Source organism: Pelotomaculum isophthalicicum JI, assembly GCF_029478095.1.
Classification (GTDB): Bacteria; Bacillota; Desulfotomaculia; order Desulfotomaculales; family Pelotomaculaceae; genus Pelotomaculum_D; species Pelotomaculum_D isophthalicicum.
Map to the genome: position 1 here is coordinate 1 of NZ_JAKOAV010000038.1, position 16,438 is coordinate 16,438.

The 16,438-nt window shown below is 44.2% G+C and carries 18 protein-coding genes; 3 read left to right on the plus strand and 15 right to left on the minus strand.

Annotated features, from left to right (window positions below; translation table 11 throughout):
* A partial coding sequence (locus tag L7E55_RS15135) for a sigma-70 RNA polymerase sigma factor region 4 domain-containing protein (RefSeq protein WP_277445161.1) occupies positions 1-554 on the plus strand: 554 nt, incomplete at its 5' end.
* A 445-nt stretch (positions 555-999) separates the two neighbouring features.
* Here the strand turns inward: L7E55_RS15135 and L7E55_RS15140 are convergent.
* Positions 1,000-3,174, minus strand: coding sequence for a DUF1998 domain-containing protein (locus L7E55_RS15140; RefSeq protein WP_277445162.1), 2,175 nt, complete (start codon positions 3,172-3,174; stop codon positions 1,000-1,002).
* 275 nt (positions 3,175-3,449) lie between these two features.
* Entirely contained in the window at positions 3,450-3,830 is a 381-nt protein-coding gene (locus L7E55_RS15145) for a hypothetical protein (RefSeq protein WP_277445163.1), read from the minus strand.
* Between the two features lie 213 nt (positions 3,831-4,043).
* Here L7E55_RS15145 and L7E55_RS15150 point away from each other — a divergent pair, with 213 nt between their 5' ends.
* Positions 4,044-4,355, plus strand: a complete 312-nt coding sequence (locus tag L7E55_RS15150; RefSeq protein ID WP_277445164.1) for a DUF4258 domain-containing protein — start codon at positions 4,044-4,046, stop codon at positions 4,353-4,355.
* 4 nt (positions 4,356-4,359) lie between these two features.
* Complete coding sequence (locus L7E55_RS15155; protein ID WP_277445165.1) at positions 4,360-4,608, plus strand: type II toxin-antitoxin system MqsA family antitoxin; 249 nt, start codon at positions 4,360-4,362, stop codon at positions 4,606-4,608.
* 92 nt (positions 4,609-4,700) lie between these two features.
* Here L7E55_RS15155 and L7E55_RS15160 read toward each other — a convergent pair whose 3' ends face one another.
* The 13 genes from L7E55_RS15160 to L7E55_RS15220 form a co-directional block, all read right to left on the minus strand.
* Positions 4,701-6,104 (minus strand): coiled-coil domain-containing protein, encoded by a 1,404-nt coding sequence (locus L7E55_RS15160; protein ID WP_277445166.1) that lies wholly within the window; start codon positions 6,102-6,104, stop codon positions 4,701-4,703.
* Positions 6,088-6,576, minus strand: coding sequence for a hypothetical protein (locus tag L7E55_RS15165; protein ID WP_277445169.1), 489 nt, complete (start codon positions 6,574-6,576; stop codon positions 6,088-6,090). Before L7E55_RS15165 ends, L7E55_RS15160 begins: the two co-directional genes overlap by 17 nt.
* Before the next feature lie 5 nt (positions 6,577-6,581).
* Positions 6,582-7,541, minus strand: a complete 960-nt coding sequence (locus tag L7E55_RS15170) for a hypothetical protein (RefSeq protein WP_277445170.1) — start codon at positions 7,539-7,541, stop codon at positions 6,582-6,584.
* An 877-nt stretch (positions 7,542-8,418) separates the two neighbouring features.
* Positions 8,419-8,832, minus strand: coding sequence for a recombinase family protein (locus L7E55_RS15175; protein WP_277445171.1), 414 nt, complete (start codon positions 8,830-8,832; stop codon positions 8,419-8,421).
* Between the two features lie 85 nt (positions 8,833-8,917).
* Positions 8,918-10,540 carry a recombinase family protein gene (locus L7E55_RS15180; RefSeq protein ID WP_338091236.1) on the minus strand — a complete coding sequence of 541 codons (1,623 nt, stop codon included), beginning with the start codon at positions 10,538-10,540 and terminating at the stop codon, positions 8,918-8,920.
* A gap of 3 nt (positions 10,541-10,543) precedes the next feature.
* Positions 10,544-11,422: a recombinase family protein gene (locus tag L7E55_RS15185; protein ID WP_277445172.1), complete on the minus strand. Its 879-nt coding sequence runs from the start codon at positions 11,420-11,422 to the stop codon at positions 10,544-10,546.
* Between the two features lie 4 nt (positions 11,423-11,426).
* Complete coding sequence (locus L7E55_RS15190; protein ID WP_277445173.1) at positions 11,427-11,894, minus strand: hypothetical protein; 468 nt, start codon at positions 11,892-11,894, stop codon at positions 11,427-11,429.
* Entirely contained in the window at positions 11,878-12,987 is a 1,110-nt protein-coding gene (locus L7E55_RS15195) for a recombinase family protein (protein ID WP_277445175.1), read from the minus strand. Before L7E55_RS15195 ends, L7E55_RS15190 begins: the two co-directional genes overlap by 17 nt.
* A 75-nt stretch (positions 12,988-13,062) precedes the next feature.
* On the minus strand, positions 13,063-13,218 hold the full coding sequence (locus L7E55_RS15200; RefSeq protein ID WP_277445176.1) for an SHOCT domain-containing protein: 156 nt from the start codon (positions 13,216-13,218) through the stop codon (positions 13,063-13,065).
* Between the two features lie 13 nt (positions 13,219-13,231).
* Complete coding sequence (locus L7E55_RS15205) at positions 13,232-13,624, minus strand: recombinase family protein (protein WP_277445177.1); 393 nt, start codon at positions 13,622-13,624, stop codon at positions 13,232-13,234.
* A gap of 563 nt (positions 13,625-14,187) precedes the next feature.
* A complete protein-coding gene (locus L7E55_RS15210) occupies positions 14,188-14,604 on the minus strand; it encodes a HepT-like ribonuclease domain-containing protein (RefSeq protein ID WP_277445178.1) in 417 nt (138 codons plus the stop codon).
* Complete coding sequence (locus tag L7E55_RS15215) at positions 14,594-14,896, minus strand: nucleotidyltransferase family protein (RefSeq protein ID WP_277445180.1); 303 nt, start codon at positions 14,894-14,896, stop codon at positions 14,594-14,596. Before L7E55_RS15215 ends, L7E55_RS15210 begins: the two co-directional genes overlap by 11 nt.
* Before the next feature lie 357 nt (positions 14,897-15,253).
* Positions 15,254-16,417, minus strand: coding sequence for a TnsD family Tn7-like transposition protein (locus L7E55_RS15220; protein WP_277445181.1), 1,164 nt, complete (start codon positions 16,415-16,417; stop codon positions 15,254-15,256).
* Positions 16,418-16,438 lie beyond the last annotated feature (21 nt).

Below are 16,438 nucleotides of genomic sequence, written 5' to 3' on the forward strand. Positions count from 1 at the left end.
TAACTCGACAAGGTGTCCGGATGTTGCCGAAATGCTGTCCGGATAATTCCGTTATGCTGTCCGGATGTTGCCGTTACGCTGTCCGGATGCTACCGGAATGGGTGTCCGGATGCGGCCGAAATATGCATAATATACGTTATGGATTTTTTAAAGATTATGCTATTGCTCAAATACGAAGAATTATGAAACAAAAAAACTCAAAAGCATGGGCTGAAAAGAAGTTAGACTCACTGTTATCTTTTGATGCTCCACTGGCGAATAATGCAGAAAATGAAAGCTTCACTCTTGCCGCGTGTATTGGAGAAGCTCCTAGAGATGATTCTGTGCTGGACGTAAAACGTTTTATTAATAGTTTATCCGTGAAAGAGCAACAGGTCATAATAATGCGAATGAATGGTCACAGTCTTCAAAATATTTCAACTGCACTTAAAACTTCCATTTATAGTGTTAATCACATCTTAAACAATGTTAGAGTTAAACTTGTAGATTACTATGGTGATAATTTTTGTATTGCAAGAAAACATGAAAAAAATTTGCAAGGACACGGTAAATAACCTAACGGTCAGCATCATACCTTACTTCTTTCACCTTTAAATTAGTACGTACGGCTTTATACCTGCCCCCGTTTTTCAATACTTCACCACATCTTTGAGCATATGTATATTAAAGATATTTTATCCAACGGTCCAAAATATCTTTGCTGACTGTGCTCCGATCTCCCACAAAAATAACCCCGTTGAGATCAAACCTTTAGCGCATTTCGGTAATAACCTGTGTAACGCAGATTTAAAAAACAATAGTAATTGCTAAAATAAAATATAAAGAGCGAATTCTGATAAACTCGCTCTCTGGCTGGTAAGTTATGGTGGAGGCGGGCCGTACCTTATAGAAACCAAAGTTAAGAAAAGCAAGCCATAGCCCCCTGTTTGCGTTCTACCTTTTCACGTAAAAGAAGTAACCGGCGGAGTTGTGCTTGACCGGTTGTCCTGTATGAGGATATTATTGACAATTCAACGCACTGCGAATCGAGTCGATTGCATATGGCCGAGTATACTTGACTTCAAAATTACTGATCCATACAGCATTTGGTCGATATGCTGGTTTTAACTTCATTGCAGGGTAAATATATAACTGCTTAACATTGCCTGCATTTGCCACAGCGAGTCCGTCTTCCTGCGGATATTCCAAGCGAATTCCATAGGTATAGAGAACCTTTCTAAGCGGTTCCATCATTTTGATTTGGTCTTGAAGAGGAACATCGGCAGCAAGTCTTTGTTCTTTCGCCCATGTCAGCAGTTCCAGAGCAGCATATCTGTCCAACACTGAATGGTAGTTTTGATTACGATAGTGCTTCAAACAGTTTTGGCAGGCGTTATCACAATCACAGCCATTCAAGAAAGTTTCTGTTTTCTCTAAAAGTGGGTTGATTTGCGACGCTATTCCCGAGGAATACCCGGCACCACTTGAGAGGCTGTCATACAGATAGATATCAACATATGCTATCTCCTTGTGTTCTCTTAAACGGTATCCTGCATTAAGTTCAGTAAATTCAACATCAAGGAGTTGGCTTGTCTGAAGACGCAGTGACTCTGCCAAGGAACGCGAAGCGCGGTCGATCCAAGGTCTTTCTTTGCGCGAAATATTAATCTTTGCTGTATCAAGTTCAATTTCAAGAACTAGCATATCTGTTATGAAATCAAATCCAAGCGTAGCATTTACGGCATTCGCATGATTGCATTCGGTTCTTACAAACTTCGAGTAATATGGCCGACCTATCTTGGTTCGATCCGACTTGTATGCGATAGCACTATCCCCGGGAACTGCCGCGCCACAATCGGGACAAATCATGAACCCTTTTTCAGCAGGGCCGCGGTTTACCATGATAATCCTTTGGTTAGACCGTTTGGCCATACGGATATTTGAGAAACCTTGAATTGGAGCCAATCCATCGAAATTCGGCAATGTAGAATACAAAGGAGCATCTGCATATGAATAAGATTCATTCAACTGAGCGGGAGCGATGGACTTGCCATTCACAGGTGCAAAACCCCAAGGCCGAACCATTGGTAACATCTGCACAATATGCTCGTTTTCACAGAATGGGCAATGACCGTTATCCAAATCGTCTGCAGGACCGAACCATTCACACGCCTTACAGGAGAATACAGTCTTTACATAGTTCGGATCGTCCATGAATGATTTCGCCGGGGTTGTAAATCCGCCTTTTTTGCGTTCACTGCCATGATAATACAAACCGCCAAGCTGGTAAGTGTTTTTGTCTACGACAATTGACCGGCCGGGCGCATATTCGCTGATTGCGACATCTAATCCGCGCTCGACCTGATATTGCAACTGTCCTTGAGGGTTGCTTATGAATGTACTCACAACATTCTTGGGGAACGAATATGTCGGGATAATGCCTTCTTCATACAATGCGTCTAACATTGTCTTCTTGTTTGATGTCCCTTCACCGCCATACAGTTCCGGATGCGCAATGCGCTTCTCGTTAAGAGTCTGCATTTCTTGCGCAAGCTGTTTTCTAATCCGCAAAATAAATTCCTTGGAATATGACTGCAACAGCACGGTATTAGACGATACGTCAAACCCGTTAAGGTAGCGCGTAAACTCTTCCCAGTATTCTTCGAAAAAGCCGATGGTATCAATGCCGTCAAGACTTTGACCTTTGGGTATCAAGAATGCCTGAACTGCAATCATATTCATGTGGCGATACAGCAGTTTCTCACTTTGAATATCAATCCACGGTCTGCGCGGATCGCCGCGAAACATCGGTGCTGGATTTGTAAAGTACATGGTATCATGAGGGCCGTCTTCACAAAATGTGACAATGGTAGACAGGCTTGCGCCACGCCGGCCAGCTCGACCTGCACGCTGCTGATAGTTTTCGCGCATCGGGGGGATGTTGCGCAGTCCCACCGCAACAAGGGAGCCGATGTCAATACCGACTTCCATCGTTGTAGTGCTGCTCAGAATATCAACAGGCGGTTCATCTTTTTTCAGCAAATCCTGAAAGCGCATCTCATATTGCTCTGTCCGTGACCACATATCGTCACGCTGGTCTTTATATGATAATTGAGCTGTGTGTTCCTCAGTGTCGATAACTCGAATTGCATCACCTGCTAACGCATCGGAAACGGGTTTTCTCCAGAACCCCATTGCGCTGTATCCCTGATCGCTTACCTTTTCCAGCTGGTTGCTTCCACAAGTCGGACATTTCCCGTGAACGGGGAATGCAGTCAATTCAGAACACTGCTTGCACCTCAGCCATTCGTGTTCTAAGCCAAACTTTGGTACAACACGAGAAAGCTCTATGTAATAGCGGCTTTCATTGCTATCAAGAAATACGGTAAAAGAACTGGTGAACCACTTAAAAATCAGTTCCCATACTGTTGGAGTATTAGCCCGAAAAGGGGAACTGGAGCAATACGTATTTAGGAAGCTGTTATATTTACACTAATGAGGGTGTTGAGAGATGGCTTAAAAAGAATACCAAAGGAAGTGCCTATGGGCCATAACCTGTAAATATGGATTGTTATGTAAAATCCTAGACAACCAAATGGTAAATTGTCAAAGGGGCAGGCTTTGAACCTGCCCCTGCATTCATTAAGCCGTAATTTTTTTATTATGGCTTCACGGAACTCCCGTGCCCTCGGCATGTCGGAGTACATCAGTGGTTTTATTACCACTTCCCGGTTGATGAGAAGTGTTTCCCGGTTATCAGTGTACTCCTTGCCTGTGGCCGGGTTCACTGAAACCTTCGGGATTTTGGCAACGATGGTTGAACTGCTGAAATCCTCTTTATGAGAAGTCATCAGCTTTATCCCTATAATCTGGAAATATTCTAGCTTACAGGTATTAACGGTGACATGTAAAAACCGGCTCTGTATGAGTCGGTTACTTTTTTGCGAGAGAATATTGGGTTCATGTCCTGCTCATTCCCTTGCTACACCAATACTTTTTTCAAGATGAAGGATTTTTATCTTCTTCCATCGAATAGAAAGATACCTTAACTAGGGGACGATACATTGGATATCTTGCAAATCCGTGATAAAATACTTAAAGGTGAATGGGTTTTAAGCCGTCACGCCAGAATAAGGGCAGGACAGCGATGCATAAGAGATTTTGATTTAGTCATCGCCATAGCGAATGGAGAGATTATTGAAGATTACCCTGAAGACCAGCGTGGCCACAGTTGTCTTGTGTTAGGCCACACTAAAGAAGGTCAGCCGGTACACTCCGTTTGTGCTTTTGACCCTTCAGGCACCCTTGTTATAATAACCGCATATTTTCCCGAGCCTCCCAAGTGGAAGGATCCTAAAACACGCGGGGTGAATTGACAAAATGATTAAAAAGTGTTTCTTGTGCGGCGGTAAAACGACTAAAAAATTGATTACAGCTGAAAACTGGTGGGGTAGTGATTTGACATTGATAGAGAACGTTCCCTCTTGGGTTTGCGATAATTGTGGCGAGCAATATTTTGAGCCCGAAGTGTGTGAAGAACTGGATCGTTTACGCAAGACTCCACCTGCCAATAAAAAATTAATTCAAATTCCTGTTTACAACTTTCCAAAAACAGGACACCCATATTGAAGAAAGCCGGTTTAAGCCCGGCTTTTTCGTTTTATATTAGCCTTTTATAGAGGAAATCGCCCCTTATAAGCTCACTACTGGTAAGTCCAGTTTTATTGTGAGCCATATTCTGCATAAAGATCGCTTCTCAAAGAAAGAGCCAATCTTCTTAGCGTAAATAATGTACTTTCCAATTGAGAGATAGAATTTTTTAACTCTTCTTTAGTTTCAGAGTGCCCTTCTAGCGCAAATTCAAACATCTCTTTCTGTGCAACCAAATGCTTGATATTTTCATCAATGCTCATTACATGAAAATCATTCGCAAGAGGTAATAAAGTATCCGCAATCGTCTGGTTGCATACAGGACAAATACCATTCATAATTTCAGAACCTATGTCCGACCCAAGTTTCCTTAGTCTTGCAGCATCTTTATTATTAGCTATATCAATCTTGATGGTATCCAGATTCTCTCTAAGACTTTTAATACTTGCATCTTCTAAATTTAGTTTTATTCTAGCTTCATAAATTGCATTAGCAATTAAGTCAATCTGTTTTTCTGTTTCCTGAAGCTCAATTTGCAACTCGTCAAAATTATCAATAACTCTAGGCTTTAGCGCAGAAAGGCGTCCTAATTCATCTTTCAAATCTGAAAGATGAATGTTAATATCCTGCCCATTGACATAAAATATAGAAACCTTTGCCGACACATTCTCTTTTAAAATCCTTGGTGAATTTGGCAAATTAGAAACATTACATTGAGCAGACCTTCCATCAACGCCTACGGCTTCTACAACATCATTCCAAGCCCTTTCAATTTGATTTTTTTCATCTGTTAAGTCAATCTTTTTCTTTCCGTTTTCAATAGTATCTAGATTAAGTATATATTCAATAGTGCGTTGTTTAGCCTCCTTAATACCTAGATTAGGCATTCCAGAAACAATATCTGCCCATCCTCGCTTTTGCTCAATAAACATACTTGAAAAAAGCAACTGTAAATACAGTTTACTTTCTGAGTCATTATAGGTATTAACATATGGTAAGTCTAATCCTAAATAACGCTCCAAAAACGTGTGAAATCCCTTTTCTCTAGTTGCAGAATAAGGCATATGTACATACATATCTTCATAATCTACAGAGCCCTTTTCAACAGATTCGAGTCTGTCGTAATATACAGTAACCAAACGCGAATCTCTATTCTCCATTTTTGCAGTACGATGCAAAGTAACGATATCTACTGCATTGTATACTTCCAAGTATACTTCAGATTCAAGAGTATTAAAGGGCTTCCCATTGTATTCTATAGAATTCTTATATACAGAAGTTAGAACTTTTTCGCCTTTGCCACCAATTATTTCTTCAAAGCCAAGGGCATAGTATATTCCTTCAATTACTGAACTCTTTCCACATGTATTATCATCACTTGCAATAAAATTAAGTCCTTTTGTGAAGGTATGATCAAATCCAAAATCTTGTTCAGCAGTTCGTATTGTAATTTTCAGTCTATTGATTTGAAGCATTTGCATACCTCCACGTAGACATTAGGTCTTTTATTTTTGCCTCTGTAAGTTTATTCGAAAGCCGATTAAGTAGATTCTTTTCTCGTGCCATCATATCAGTATCTTTGTCAATCTCTCTAACAAAATTTTTCCCTTTAGCCGTTAAGCGATAGAGTCCATTTGCCTGCTGTGTAAACATCCTGTCTGCCAAGGCATAATTTACAGCTCTGTTTACTGCAGGATCAAAGCGAATAAGTGTATATTCGTAGATTATATTGTTTGCAAAGTCAATGAGCATTTTCATATCATCTTCAGATGCTAAAGCTAACGCAATCATATGTAATTTCAGGATCGAACACCCTCCACGACCACAGCACTTTGCTAAAATTAAACATAGCTGTGCAACCTTATAACTAATTCGGTAATTATAAGGAACTGCTTCAGGCCTATCAGTGAATAAAACTTTATCAACCGCATCAAACAGCTTATCCATATAAATCACCCACTTCTGAACTCCATTGGACAATCCGCTAACCATGCACCTACCATATCATGTTTTAATTCCATTATTGAAGATGAAGTGAAATACTTACTAAATTCATAGCTTAACTTTTGTTCGAATTCACTCAAAATCTCCATAAAGATGTTTATATTAAGTGAACGATCTTGATTCATTTTTGTTTTTATACTAACCTCTCTTTTGCATGCTTGCTCTAGTGTATATATGTGCTCGTATATTTCTGGAAAATCAGCCTGTAACATACGCAAGACCTCAATACCCTTAATGTAATATGTAACATATGCCCCAACTACATCATTAAAGTCTTCATCGTTATCATTCAATGGATTCATTACAGCCTTGATTTTGCGTTGTATATTATGTACTTTTTCAGAGGGACATTTATCCCAAGGTATAGTATCAAAACTTTTGGCAACAACGTTCAGCTTTGTATCTGTTATAGTCTCCCGTATGATTTTAGAAATTTCAACCTTAAAATCTTCAGCAACTTTAATTGCAATCAAAAAATCATCATGCAAATGATCATATTCTTGTGGTTTGCTGGATTTTCCCTTAAGAATCTCATTTCGTTTTGCTATAGCATGCTGCAATATTCGGCTATCTTTATAGAATGGTATTACAAAATGCCACTGCTTAATTATGGGAACTCCGAGGTTGTGCAATCTTTGCTTATTTTCCTGATCTATCAATTTGTTGATATCTTTTGTTAATTTATTTCGCTGATGCTCATACAACTCATCATCATTATAATCACGTTCAGGATAATAACATTGATATACGATGCCCGTTTGAGTATAACCTTCAATGCCAGCATCACCTCCATATGTAGCCGGTATTTTCTGATAGTTATCACTTTGGTAACGCATTCGATAACATGCGTCACATAATTCTTCCCAAGCATCTCCGCTAAGAGGAGTCTTTATAAAATCCAAAATCATGCTTTAACTACCTCCAAATACCCAAGGGAATTGTGTTTGTCAAATCCGGCTCATCTGTTAAGCATTTAATATCAATAATCATTTCTATCCCGTCTGAGATTAACTGAATTTTAGCTAAATCTAATGGTCGATAAATTCTCAATAATATAACTTCCTTATCTATAAATAATAGCCTTTGGCCAATATATAAACACGGCCCACCATACACATTAATACCTCCTGTAATGCTATCACCCATAAATTTACATAAATTAATTCATCCTTGATTTTTCAGCAATATGTGTGAGTGCAGCGCATTCGGCATTCAGTCGTTGTAACGCGGGAAACCCTTGCCACGGCGGACACCCGGTAAGAAGATGCAGCGGCTGGCCTTTAATAGGTCCGCGTTATGTTATATCGCATCTTTTTACCTCACTTTCTTTGAACAATTTACTTTTTTCGACCATCTTTCGGTTTATCAGAGTTAACAGGTATGGCCCACGAACGGCCAAAACGTATGACATCCGGTATTTTGCCTTTCGAACAAAGAAGCTGGACTTGCCGAGATGTAATGTTCCATTTGGCAGCAGCTTCTTTTACGGTCATATATTCCATTGGTTTGTTCCTCATGCGCAAAAATATACGTTTATTATATCGCATTCGCGATATATATCAAGATATTCATTCCATATTTAGCCTTAATTTGTTCTCCCTATTACGCCGCCTAAAAAGAACACTGACAGCACCTGTATCATTCCAAAACCGCCTTTGAAAAAGATCAGTATTTTTGACCAGCACGTCATCATAGTTATTATTCTTTTTTGTATGGGGCATCCATGTAAAGGTTTTTGCAGCAAGGATTTTTAATTGCTTCATTAAATATAGTTCGTATTCATTCTTACTGCAATTGTTTTTCCGAACCTACACGCATGTAAAATGCAACTCTTATCGGGTGAAAGTCTATATCGCCGTTATCAGCGATTATCAGCTTAACACCATGGCGCTCCATCTTATTCATGCACTCGATGGTCTTATGTGTAATACGTCCGATTCGGCAGGTGCTTTTTGCCAGTGCGATGTCCATTTGTTTAGCTTTCGCCGCTTTCATAACTTCTTTTAATCCCTTGCGGTTATAATTCAGGCCGCTTCCATGCTCGGCAGTAATACCGACAATCTCCCAACCCTGTTCCTTTGCAAAATCGGTCAGCTTGTCCCGCTGGTCTGATAAGGAATTTTCATCCTGCGATCCTGTCCGGCAGTATATCCATACACGCTCCGGACGGTTTTGTATCTTTTGCTCTGTCTTACTCATAGGCTTACGCTCCTTTATATATATCCCACTCTTTATTGCAGGACATAATAATCTTTAAAGTTTCAATTGTTCACCTTTGTGGCGCTCACTGCAGTCCCTGTTCTATCTCAAAACCACCTTTAAAGGTGACCTGTATTTTAGTCTCGGAGATGACCTTGACATTTTCGATGAGCCGCCTGACCAGGACGTCGTCATATTCGGCGAGGGAAAAGTCCGCGTTATCAAGGATTCTGAAGATCTCGACCATTCTTAAATTGTTGTTTTGTTCGATCATCTGCCGTTGCTCCTGCTTTTTAAGAGTTTCTTGCAGTTTTTTGATCTCATCGGATATTTCTTTGAACTTATCGTCGAAGTAATCGGCGCCGGCGTTGGATTTAACACTGACTTGCACCAGGTCAAGCATCACCGCGTTTAATTCGTCAATACGCTTTTTAATAGCGAAGGTGTCCACCTGATCGGCCTTGCCGGTCAGTGCCAGGCGAAGGCTGTCCTTTAAAGTTCCCACGAATTCGTCTTTGGCTTCCCCCATCAGGGTAATGGCCCTCATGATGGCGTCTTGCAGTTTATATTCCTCCACGGTGGGGGAATCCTTGCAATACTTTTTGCCGTATTCCAGCCGGTTGACGCAGCGCCACACGATTCTCTTATTACCGTTCCTCGCCCAGGTGACCCGTCTGTAGGCGGTGGCGCAGCGGCCGCAGATAAGCAGTTCGGTCAGCGCGTATTTGCCGCTGTATTTGCCATGCTCGGTGATCGCGTTTTTCTCCGATACCTTTCGCTTGTTGCCGCGCCTGGCGATTTCCTCTTGAACCCGGTTGAACAGCTCCTTGGAAATGATGGCCTCATGGTTGCCGGTCACGTAATATTGGGGCAGCTCGCCATTGTTTTTCTTGATCTTTTTGGTCAGGAAATCCACCACATAGGTCTTTTGCAGCAGGGCGTCACCGATGTACTTTTCGTTTCTGATTATGTTTCTTATGACCGCCGGCGACCAGATCGGCTTGCCGGTGGAAGACATGACGCCGTCTTGCTCAAGTTCCTTTTTTATTTTGTTAATACTGTGGCCGTTAAGATATTGACTGAATATGCGCCTGACGATTTCCGCCTCTTCCGGAACGACGCGGGGTTTTCCATCCTCGCCCTTTTCATAGCCCAGGATTCTTGCGTATTGAAAGGAGACTTTGCCGCTTTTGAAGCTCTTTCGCTTGCCCCAGGTCACGTTATGGCTGATGGACTCGCTTTCGGCCTGGGCGAAGCTTCCCAGCATGCTGATGCTCATCTCGCTGGCCATCTGCATGGTATTGATGCCTTCCTTTTCGAAGATGATGGGGATGCCGCGCTCTTTGAGCATGCGGATATAGGTGAGGCAGTCCAGGGTGTTGCGGGAAAACCTCGAGATGGACTTGGTCAGCACCAGGTCGATTTTGCCCTTTTCGCACAGCTTCATGAGCTTGATAAACTCGGTGCGCTTCTTGGCGCTGACTCCGGTGATGCCTTCGTCGGCGAAAATTCCGGCCAGCCTCCACTCCGGATTTTGGGCGATCTTGTCAGTGTAGTAGTCAATCTGCGCCTGGTAGCTGGATTGCTGTTCTTCCTGGTCGGTGCTGACCCGGCAGTAAGCGGCGACCCTTAATTGCCTGGGTTTGTCCATTGTCGTCGCCGCCATGGGATTGGCGGGAATGATGGATACCGTTTTTGGGGCTAGCATGCTTTACTCCTTTCCCTCATTGTTTAAACGAGACATTGTTTTTTGATTGATAAAACGCACATGGATGGTGCCGTCTTTGGCGATGGACGCCTTTTCCACGGTTCGGGTGAACAGCTCTATGTCAAACTCCGTTAAAGGGTCTTGCCTATCAAATTCCCTTGCGAGTATTTCCGTCAGGTATTGCGTATCGCCCTCGGCGCAGTTGGCGTACTTTTCGGCGGCGCAGCCCATGATTAACGCCTTGACGTAATCTTCATTTAAGTCTTTTTTATCCAGCTCCCGGTTGATTTCGTTGTTCAGCTTGGTGACTTCCAGCGTGTGAACATTGGAGGGGGTCTTTTCCATTTCAAGCTCGGCGGGATCGGCAATCACCCTGTTCATCATTGCTGTGAGGCCGTCTTGAAGCCAGGCGTCGGTGATGCGGATTTCCGTTTTACAGTCTTGATTTTTACAATGCCATTTTCCTCCGTACCGGTTGTCCAGCCTTCTGCCGTAGCCGCTCCCGCATTCGTGGCAGCTTAATCTATTTTTCATCGCCGCCGCCAGGGGCGAAGGGGGAACGGCCCGCCTGGTGTATTTTACGGCTTTAATGGCATGGGCCTGCTGGAATTCCGCTTCGGAGACCAGTTGGGGATAACCGTCCGCACCCATGTATTTTGGGGTGTCCAAGATCCGTTTGACCATGGATTTGTTCCATACGAAGGACTTCTCCCGGTAAGGCACTCCTTGGGCTGTCAGAAGGTCGGCCAGGGCTTGACAGGAAAGGCTTTCACGCAGGTACTTCTGAAAAATCATCCGCACGGCTTCCGCTTCCTGTTCATGGGGGACGGTTTCTCCATTGCATATTTTGTATCCGAAGGGGATATACCTGTGTTTTTGCATGGCCTTATCTCACACTCCTTTGGATCGATTCAGCCAGTTCCAAACCTCCTGTCAGCCGGAATTTAATTTTATCCTGGGATTCCACCATGATGCTATCCACGATGCTGTGGAAGAGCGGCTCGTCCAGGTCCGCCAGAACAGGCGGGCCGTCCTCGATGACGGCGACAAGGTCTTTCACGGCGGCAATGGTCTTGTCGTCCTCATCCTGTTCCAGCAGCTTTCTGCGCGTGGAGCGCAGGCTGTTGATTTTCCGGTTGATTTCGTTAGTTTGCTCCATAAAAATATCAGAACCCATATACCCTTTCGACCTTAGTCTATTGAGTATCAGGTTCTGATCGGTTAGTTCGGCAAGCTCTTTATTGATTTCACTGACTTTGATGTTGCTCATGGTACTTCGGGATTTCAGGGCCAGCAACTGGTCGAGGAGGGGAGCCAGGATGTATCGGCGGTTTGGCTTAAGCTTGTTGTACATTCTTATGAATGCCCTTGTAAAATTCCGGTTCCTCGATCCGCTTGATGCCGCATCGGTCCTTACCTTGGTCATGGCTGCGGCAGACCCAATAGGTTTTGCCGTTGCATACCTTTCGCTTGAAGGTGTGGCCGCATTCGCCGCACCGGATCTTGCGGCTGAGTGGATATTGCCGGCTTGTTTGCTGAAACAGGTGTATAGTCTTTCTTTTTTCGAGCAGCAGTTTCACTTGCTCGAAGTCAGAGCGGCTGACAATGGCCTCATGGGAGTTGTGGATGTAATACCGGTCTTTTTGCCCTTTGTTTCTTATTAATTTAAAAGGCAGGGTGTCTGTGGTGAATTTTTTCTGCAGCAGGGTATCCCCGATGTACCGCTCGTTGGTCAGGATGTAGAACACACCATCATAATACCATTTGGTGCCGCCGTCCTTTTTGGGAACCTTGTCCTTCGTCAACTCGGCGGCGATTTCGTCAATGCCTTTTCCCGCCAGGTAGCTCGCAAAGATTCTTCTGACCACTTCGGCCTCGTCTTCACGAATCATCAATTCCCTATTTACAAACCTGTATCCGCACGGTACGGAGGGGTTGACGTATGTGCCTTTGCGCATGCGCCCCCGGCATCCCAATTTCATGTTGCTGGAGATGGACATCGATTCTTCCTGGGCCGCCGAGCTGAAAAAGCTGACCATCATCTCGCTGGTGATTTTGCCGGTGTTGATCCGCTCTTTTTCAAACTCCACCTCCACGCCAAGGATTTTCAGCTCCCGCAGGGTTTGGAGGCAATCCTTTGTGTTTCTGGCGAATCTGGAGATGGATTTGGTGAGTATCCGGTCTATTTTCCCCTTCCGGCAGTCCTTCAGCATCCTTTGGAAATCCTCCCGCTTGTCGGCGCGGGTGCCTGTCAGTCCCTCGTCAGCGTAGACGTCCACAAATTCCCATTCCTCGTTGCCTTTGATCAGCTCCGTGTAGTGGTTCACCTGGGCGATAAAGGAGTTCAGCTGATCCTCGGAGTCGCTGCTGACTCTGGCATAGGCGCATACCCGCAGCTTGTTTGTTTCGAGGGAGGCGATGGGGGTGATAACCTTGACTTCCGCCATAAAAGCTACTCCTTTCTTTGTTATTCAACCACAGACACTACCACACAAGCCGGCACATAGCAAGCAATACAGGCGTTAAATCGCCTTGCGCAAAGGCTTGTATTTTTCGGCGTTATACCTGTCGGCAATCTCGAATTCCCCATCGGTGATCAGCCCTTGTCCCAGGAGCTTTTTTAAAAAGGCCAGGGCCATTCTATACTTCACTTCATTGGCTATTTGCGTCTGTGACATGGTTTTTCCCTCCTTATAAAGCCAGCGTGTTGATGATGTGCGAGCAGATTTCATCAGGCATTTTTGTCGTGATTTTGCCCTCCAGCGGGGAATAGACCTCAATGCCCCGCCGGTTCAGCCGATGAATAAACTCCTTGGTTTTCATGGCGTCCCTGCCCAGGCGTGAGAGGCTGACAATGAGCAAGACATCCATTTTCCCCGTTGCCGCGGCCTCGCTTACTTCGGCCAGGCCGTTTCTGTCAAAGCGCAGACCACTGTCGGTGTCCTGGGAGGCTCCGGCCACCTCAAATCCCATCTGCTCGGCATAGTCGGCAAGTTCTTTTTGCTGCCCTTTGAGACGGCCGCGCTCGTCATCCGGGGCGTCGATGCGGCAGTACAGCCACGCACGCTTGCTTTGATTGACCATTTTCATCCCTCCTGTAATCAGTTAATGTTTGATGTCAAAAGGATGCGGCAGGGCTTTCACGGCTCTGCCGCATAGTTTTTGATATCAAAAGCGGGCGGTCGCGCTTGTTCTTCATGTTGGCTTGTGCTTAATTCGACACTACTCCCCAAGCACCAATGGCAGAAGCTTAAACTATCCGTGGTCAGCGGATATCACAGGAATTCCACCTCCCCCCCAGCGGACGGGCCGCACTCTGGGACCAAACCTCGACTATGCGGGAGTATCATGATAGGCCGTTCAGGTCAACGCGACACAGTCCACCACAGACTGTTTTATGGCCAGGCATTTCTCGCTCGTCACCTTTGATGCCATCGTTTTTACAGATCGCTCCGGCCGATCCACAGGCGGTCTACGCGTGCTTGCCAATGTCGCTTTCCGTTTCGCGGCTGAACGGCTAACGTATTTAAGCTGCTGGATATGGACGACTCAGGCCGACTTTTTTCAAAGAGCGGCGGGGGAATAAAAAAACACGCTTTCTGATTTCAGATAAGCGTGTTCCAATTGCTTTTTTTAGTTGGTTTTGTTTAATCCATGGAAATGCCGGGAATTTTTTGCTCGTCCTCCGGATCGTTCGTGCTCTCCTGCGTGAGGACATCAAATTGTTGGATGATGTCGGAGCAATAGTCTTTCAACTTTGGGATGTCGATGGTTATGGTTTCCCATAAGCTTTCCACGTCAATTTTACCATAGCTGTGAGCGACCACATTACGCAACGCCTTAATCTGCGTCCAAGGCATTCCAGTGTAGGTTTGTTTAAAATCATTGGTGAGATGCGTGGTCAATTCTCCAATTTGCATGACACATAGCGCTGTGGCATTCCTATATACGGAATCTTGCGCGAATACCGTGTAATCTTTTCCGAACCGCCGAATGGCTTCTTCTATCTCACGGCAATAGGAAATGATACGGCGGAGCACGTCGGCGTTCCGGTTATCCGCCATATAGAAGCACCTCTTCTTTCCGTATCTTATGGAGAAAGTCATCTTCCAGGCTGCCTGTTGTCAGAACGTCCACTTTCGTCTGCAGGGCTTCTTCAATTTCCGTATACAACCCGCACAGAGCAAACATCCCTTTAAGGGACCCTTTATCCACGCGCAAATCTATATCGCTGTTTTCAGTTACATCTCCACGGACGTAAGAGCCAAACAGATACACGCGTTCCACCCCATATTTTCGGGCGATTGGTTCTACAACAGTTTTGATTTCTTCTATCGTATACTTTTTCGCCGCCATGCTCTCGCCTCCTTGAAATATGTTTAAAATACTTTATGATTTATTATATCACAGCAGTTTTTATAATCTACTTGAAACTGGAAATAAAAAGGTCCGCGGGTCCATAAATTTGCAGACTCACTGTTTGGACTTGTTACCTCCAAATAAAGTTTGATATAAATCGCTTTCTTTTGAATAGATTTTCCAAAACAAAGTTTGATAGTTTTTCCATTTGCACTTTCAGCACCACCTTTCAGATTGGATTAGTCTGGGTCAACCATTAGTGCTAAAAATAAAGTTTGATACAAATCACCACCTATTCGACAATATACAAAAAAGCAACCGGCATCAGCCGATTGCTCTTTGCTATGTGGATATTCATTTTTGTAATTGCTCAATATAGTCACGGGTAAAGACTTCTAACGGGATAAACAGCTTGTGCGAAATTGAAGCCTTGACTTGAATCTGCGGCAGGAGAAGATTCCTCCCTGAATCATAAAGCTCTTTTACCGCCCACTGAATCTTTCTCTTGCGCCATTCCTCGTCGGTTTCCAATGCCTCATCCAAATACGCCTGTGTCTTTGGTAGATAGCCTTTAGCCAGATTTTTGTAGAGATTATTGAGCCCGCCGTATTTTTCCACAGACCTTCGGTTAATCCAAACGGGGCGTCCCGGTAAACTTTTCAAATAAGCAACGGCGGCACGGGCTTTCTCCAAACTATCGTCATCGTTGTTAGCCCAATTACGCACCGTATACCGTTTAGACTTAGGCGCGTTGGCCTCATACCAATCCACATCGTTTTCTCGCAGCCATTTGTAAATTCCAGGGTAACGCTTAATCAAAAAACTGCGGGATGAATCCGGGTTGTCTTTCATGACCTGCAACCATTGCGCCCGATAGTAGTCTTTCGATGTTGGCTTTGGAGCAGGTTCCGGCACAGTTTTCCGTTCATAGTAGATATATGGCTTTTTCTTCGGTAATTGATCTGCCGGAAAGAAACCCAGTTCAACACCCAATCGCTTTACTGTTAGAAAACCACAGTGTAGTTTTTCTGTGATGTGCATAATGGTAGCGCCGGATTTCATCATCTTCTTGAACGTATCCATCCACAACCACCCGTAGTCCATCGCATCAATTTGGTCGGAATATTGTTTGCTTTTAGGTCTTTCACGGCTTCGTCTGTATGCAAACCCGCAGTGAGGACAGGTGAATGTTGCCTGGTGGCGGGAAGCAAACTGCACCAGAGGCGACAGTTCAGAAATCACATCTTTCAAATAGTACGGGCAAACCGGATTTCTGCATGGCCACGGGCCTGCTCCATAGGGATGCGCCACGCCATGTTGCTTTGTAAAGAAATCTTCGGCGGACCCGGCCAAAAATCGCATCAGCAAAAGATAATAGACCGGATAGAGCAGAGAATTTCGTTTATGCATAACGCGCTCTGACCACGGAACCACTCCTTGTGAACGAACCTCCAAAAGCTCTAAAAGCTCTTGCCCATAAAACTCACAAATCTCCTTGTCGAGCAATTGGCTTTTCATCTTGCGCCCGCTTAAACTGCG

Coding starts and splice junctions, on each gene's coding strand:
- L7E55_RS15160 (WP_277445166.1), bottom strand. CDS start 6,104: ATGCTTCAAATCAATAGACTGAAAATTACAATACGAACTGCTGAACAA.
- L7E55_RS15195 (WP_277445175.1), bottom strand. CDS start 12,987: ATGGCGGAAGTCAAGGTTATCACCCCCATCGCCTCCCTCGAAACAAAC.
- L7E55_RS15145 (WP_277445163.1), bottom strand. CDS start 3,830: ATGACTTCTCATAAAGAGGATTTCAGCAGTTCAACCATCGTTGCCAAA.
- L7E55_RS15155 (WP_277445165.1), top strand. CDS start 4,360: ATGATTAAAAAGTGTTTCTTGTGCGGCGGTAAAACGACTAAAAAATTG.
- L7E55_RS15140 (WP_277445162.1), bottom strand. CDS start 3,174: ATGGGGTTCTGGAGAAAACCCGTTTCCGATGCGTTAGCAGGTGATGCA.
- L7E55_RS15200 (WP_277445176.1), bottom strand. CDS start 13,218: ATGTCACAGACGCAAATAGCCAATGAAGTGAAGTATAGAATGGCCCTG.
- L7E55_RS15220 (WP_277445181.1), bottom strand. CDS start 16,417: ATGAAAAGCCAATTGCTCGACAAGGAGATTTGTGAGTTTTATGGGCAA.
- L7E55_RS15165 (WP_277445169.1), bottom strand. CDS start 6,576: ATGGATAAGCTGTTTGATGCGGTTGATAAAGTTTTATTCACTGATAGG.
- L7E55_RS15170 (WP_277445170.1), bottom strand. CDS start 7,541: ATGATTTTGGATTTTATAAAGACTCCTCTTAGCGGAGATGCTTGGGAA.
- L7E55_RS15205 (WP_277445177.1), bottom strand. CDS start 13,624: ATGGTCAATCAAAGCAAGCGTGCGTGGCTGTACTGCCGCATCGACGCC.
- L7E55_RS15185 (WP_277445172.1), bottom strand. CDS start 11,422: ATGCAAAAACACAGGTATATCCCCTTCGGATACAAAATATGCAATGGA.
- L7E55_RS15180 (WP_338091236.1), bottom strand. CDS start 10,540: ATGCTAGCCCCAAAAACGGTATCCATCATTCCCGCCAATCCCATGGCG.
- L7E55_RS15210 (WP_277445178.1), bottom strand. CDS start 14,604: ATGGCGGATAACCGGAACGCCGACGTGCTCCGCCGTATCATTTCCTAT.
- L7E55_RS15175 (WP_277445171.1), bottom strand. CDS start 8,832: ATGAGTAAGACAGAGCAAAAGATACAAAACCGTCCGGAGCGTGTATGG.
- L7E55_RS15215 (WP_277445180.1), bottom strand. CDS start 14,896: ATGGCGGCGAAAAAGTATACGATAGAAGAAATCAAAACTGTTGTAGAA.
- L7E55_RS15190 (WP_277445173.1), bottom strand. CDS start 11,894: ATGTACAACAAGCTTAAGCCAAACCGCCGATACATCCTGGCTCCCCTC.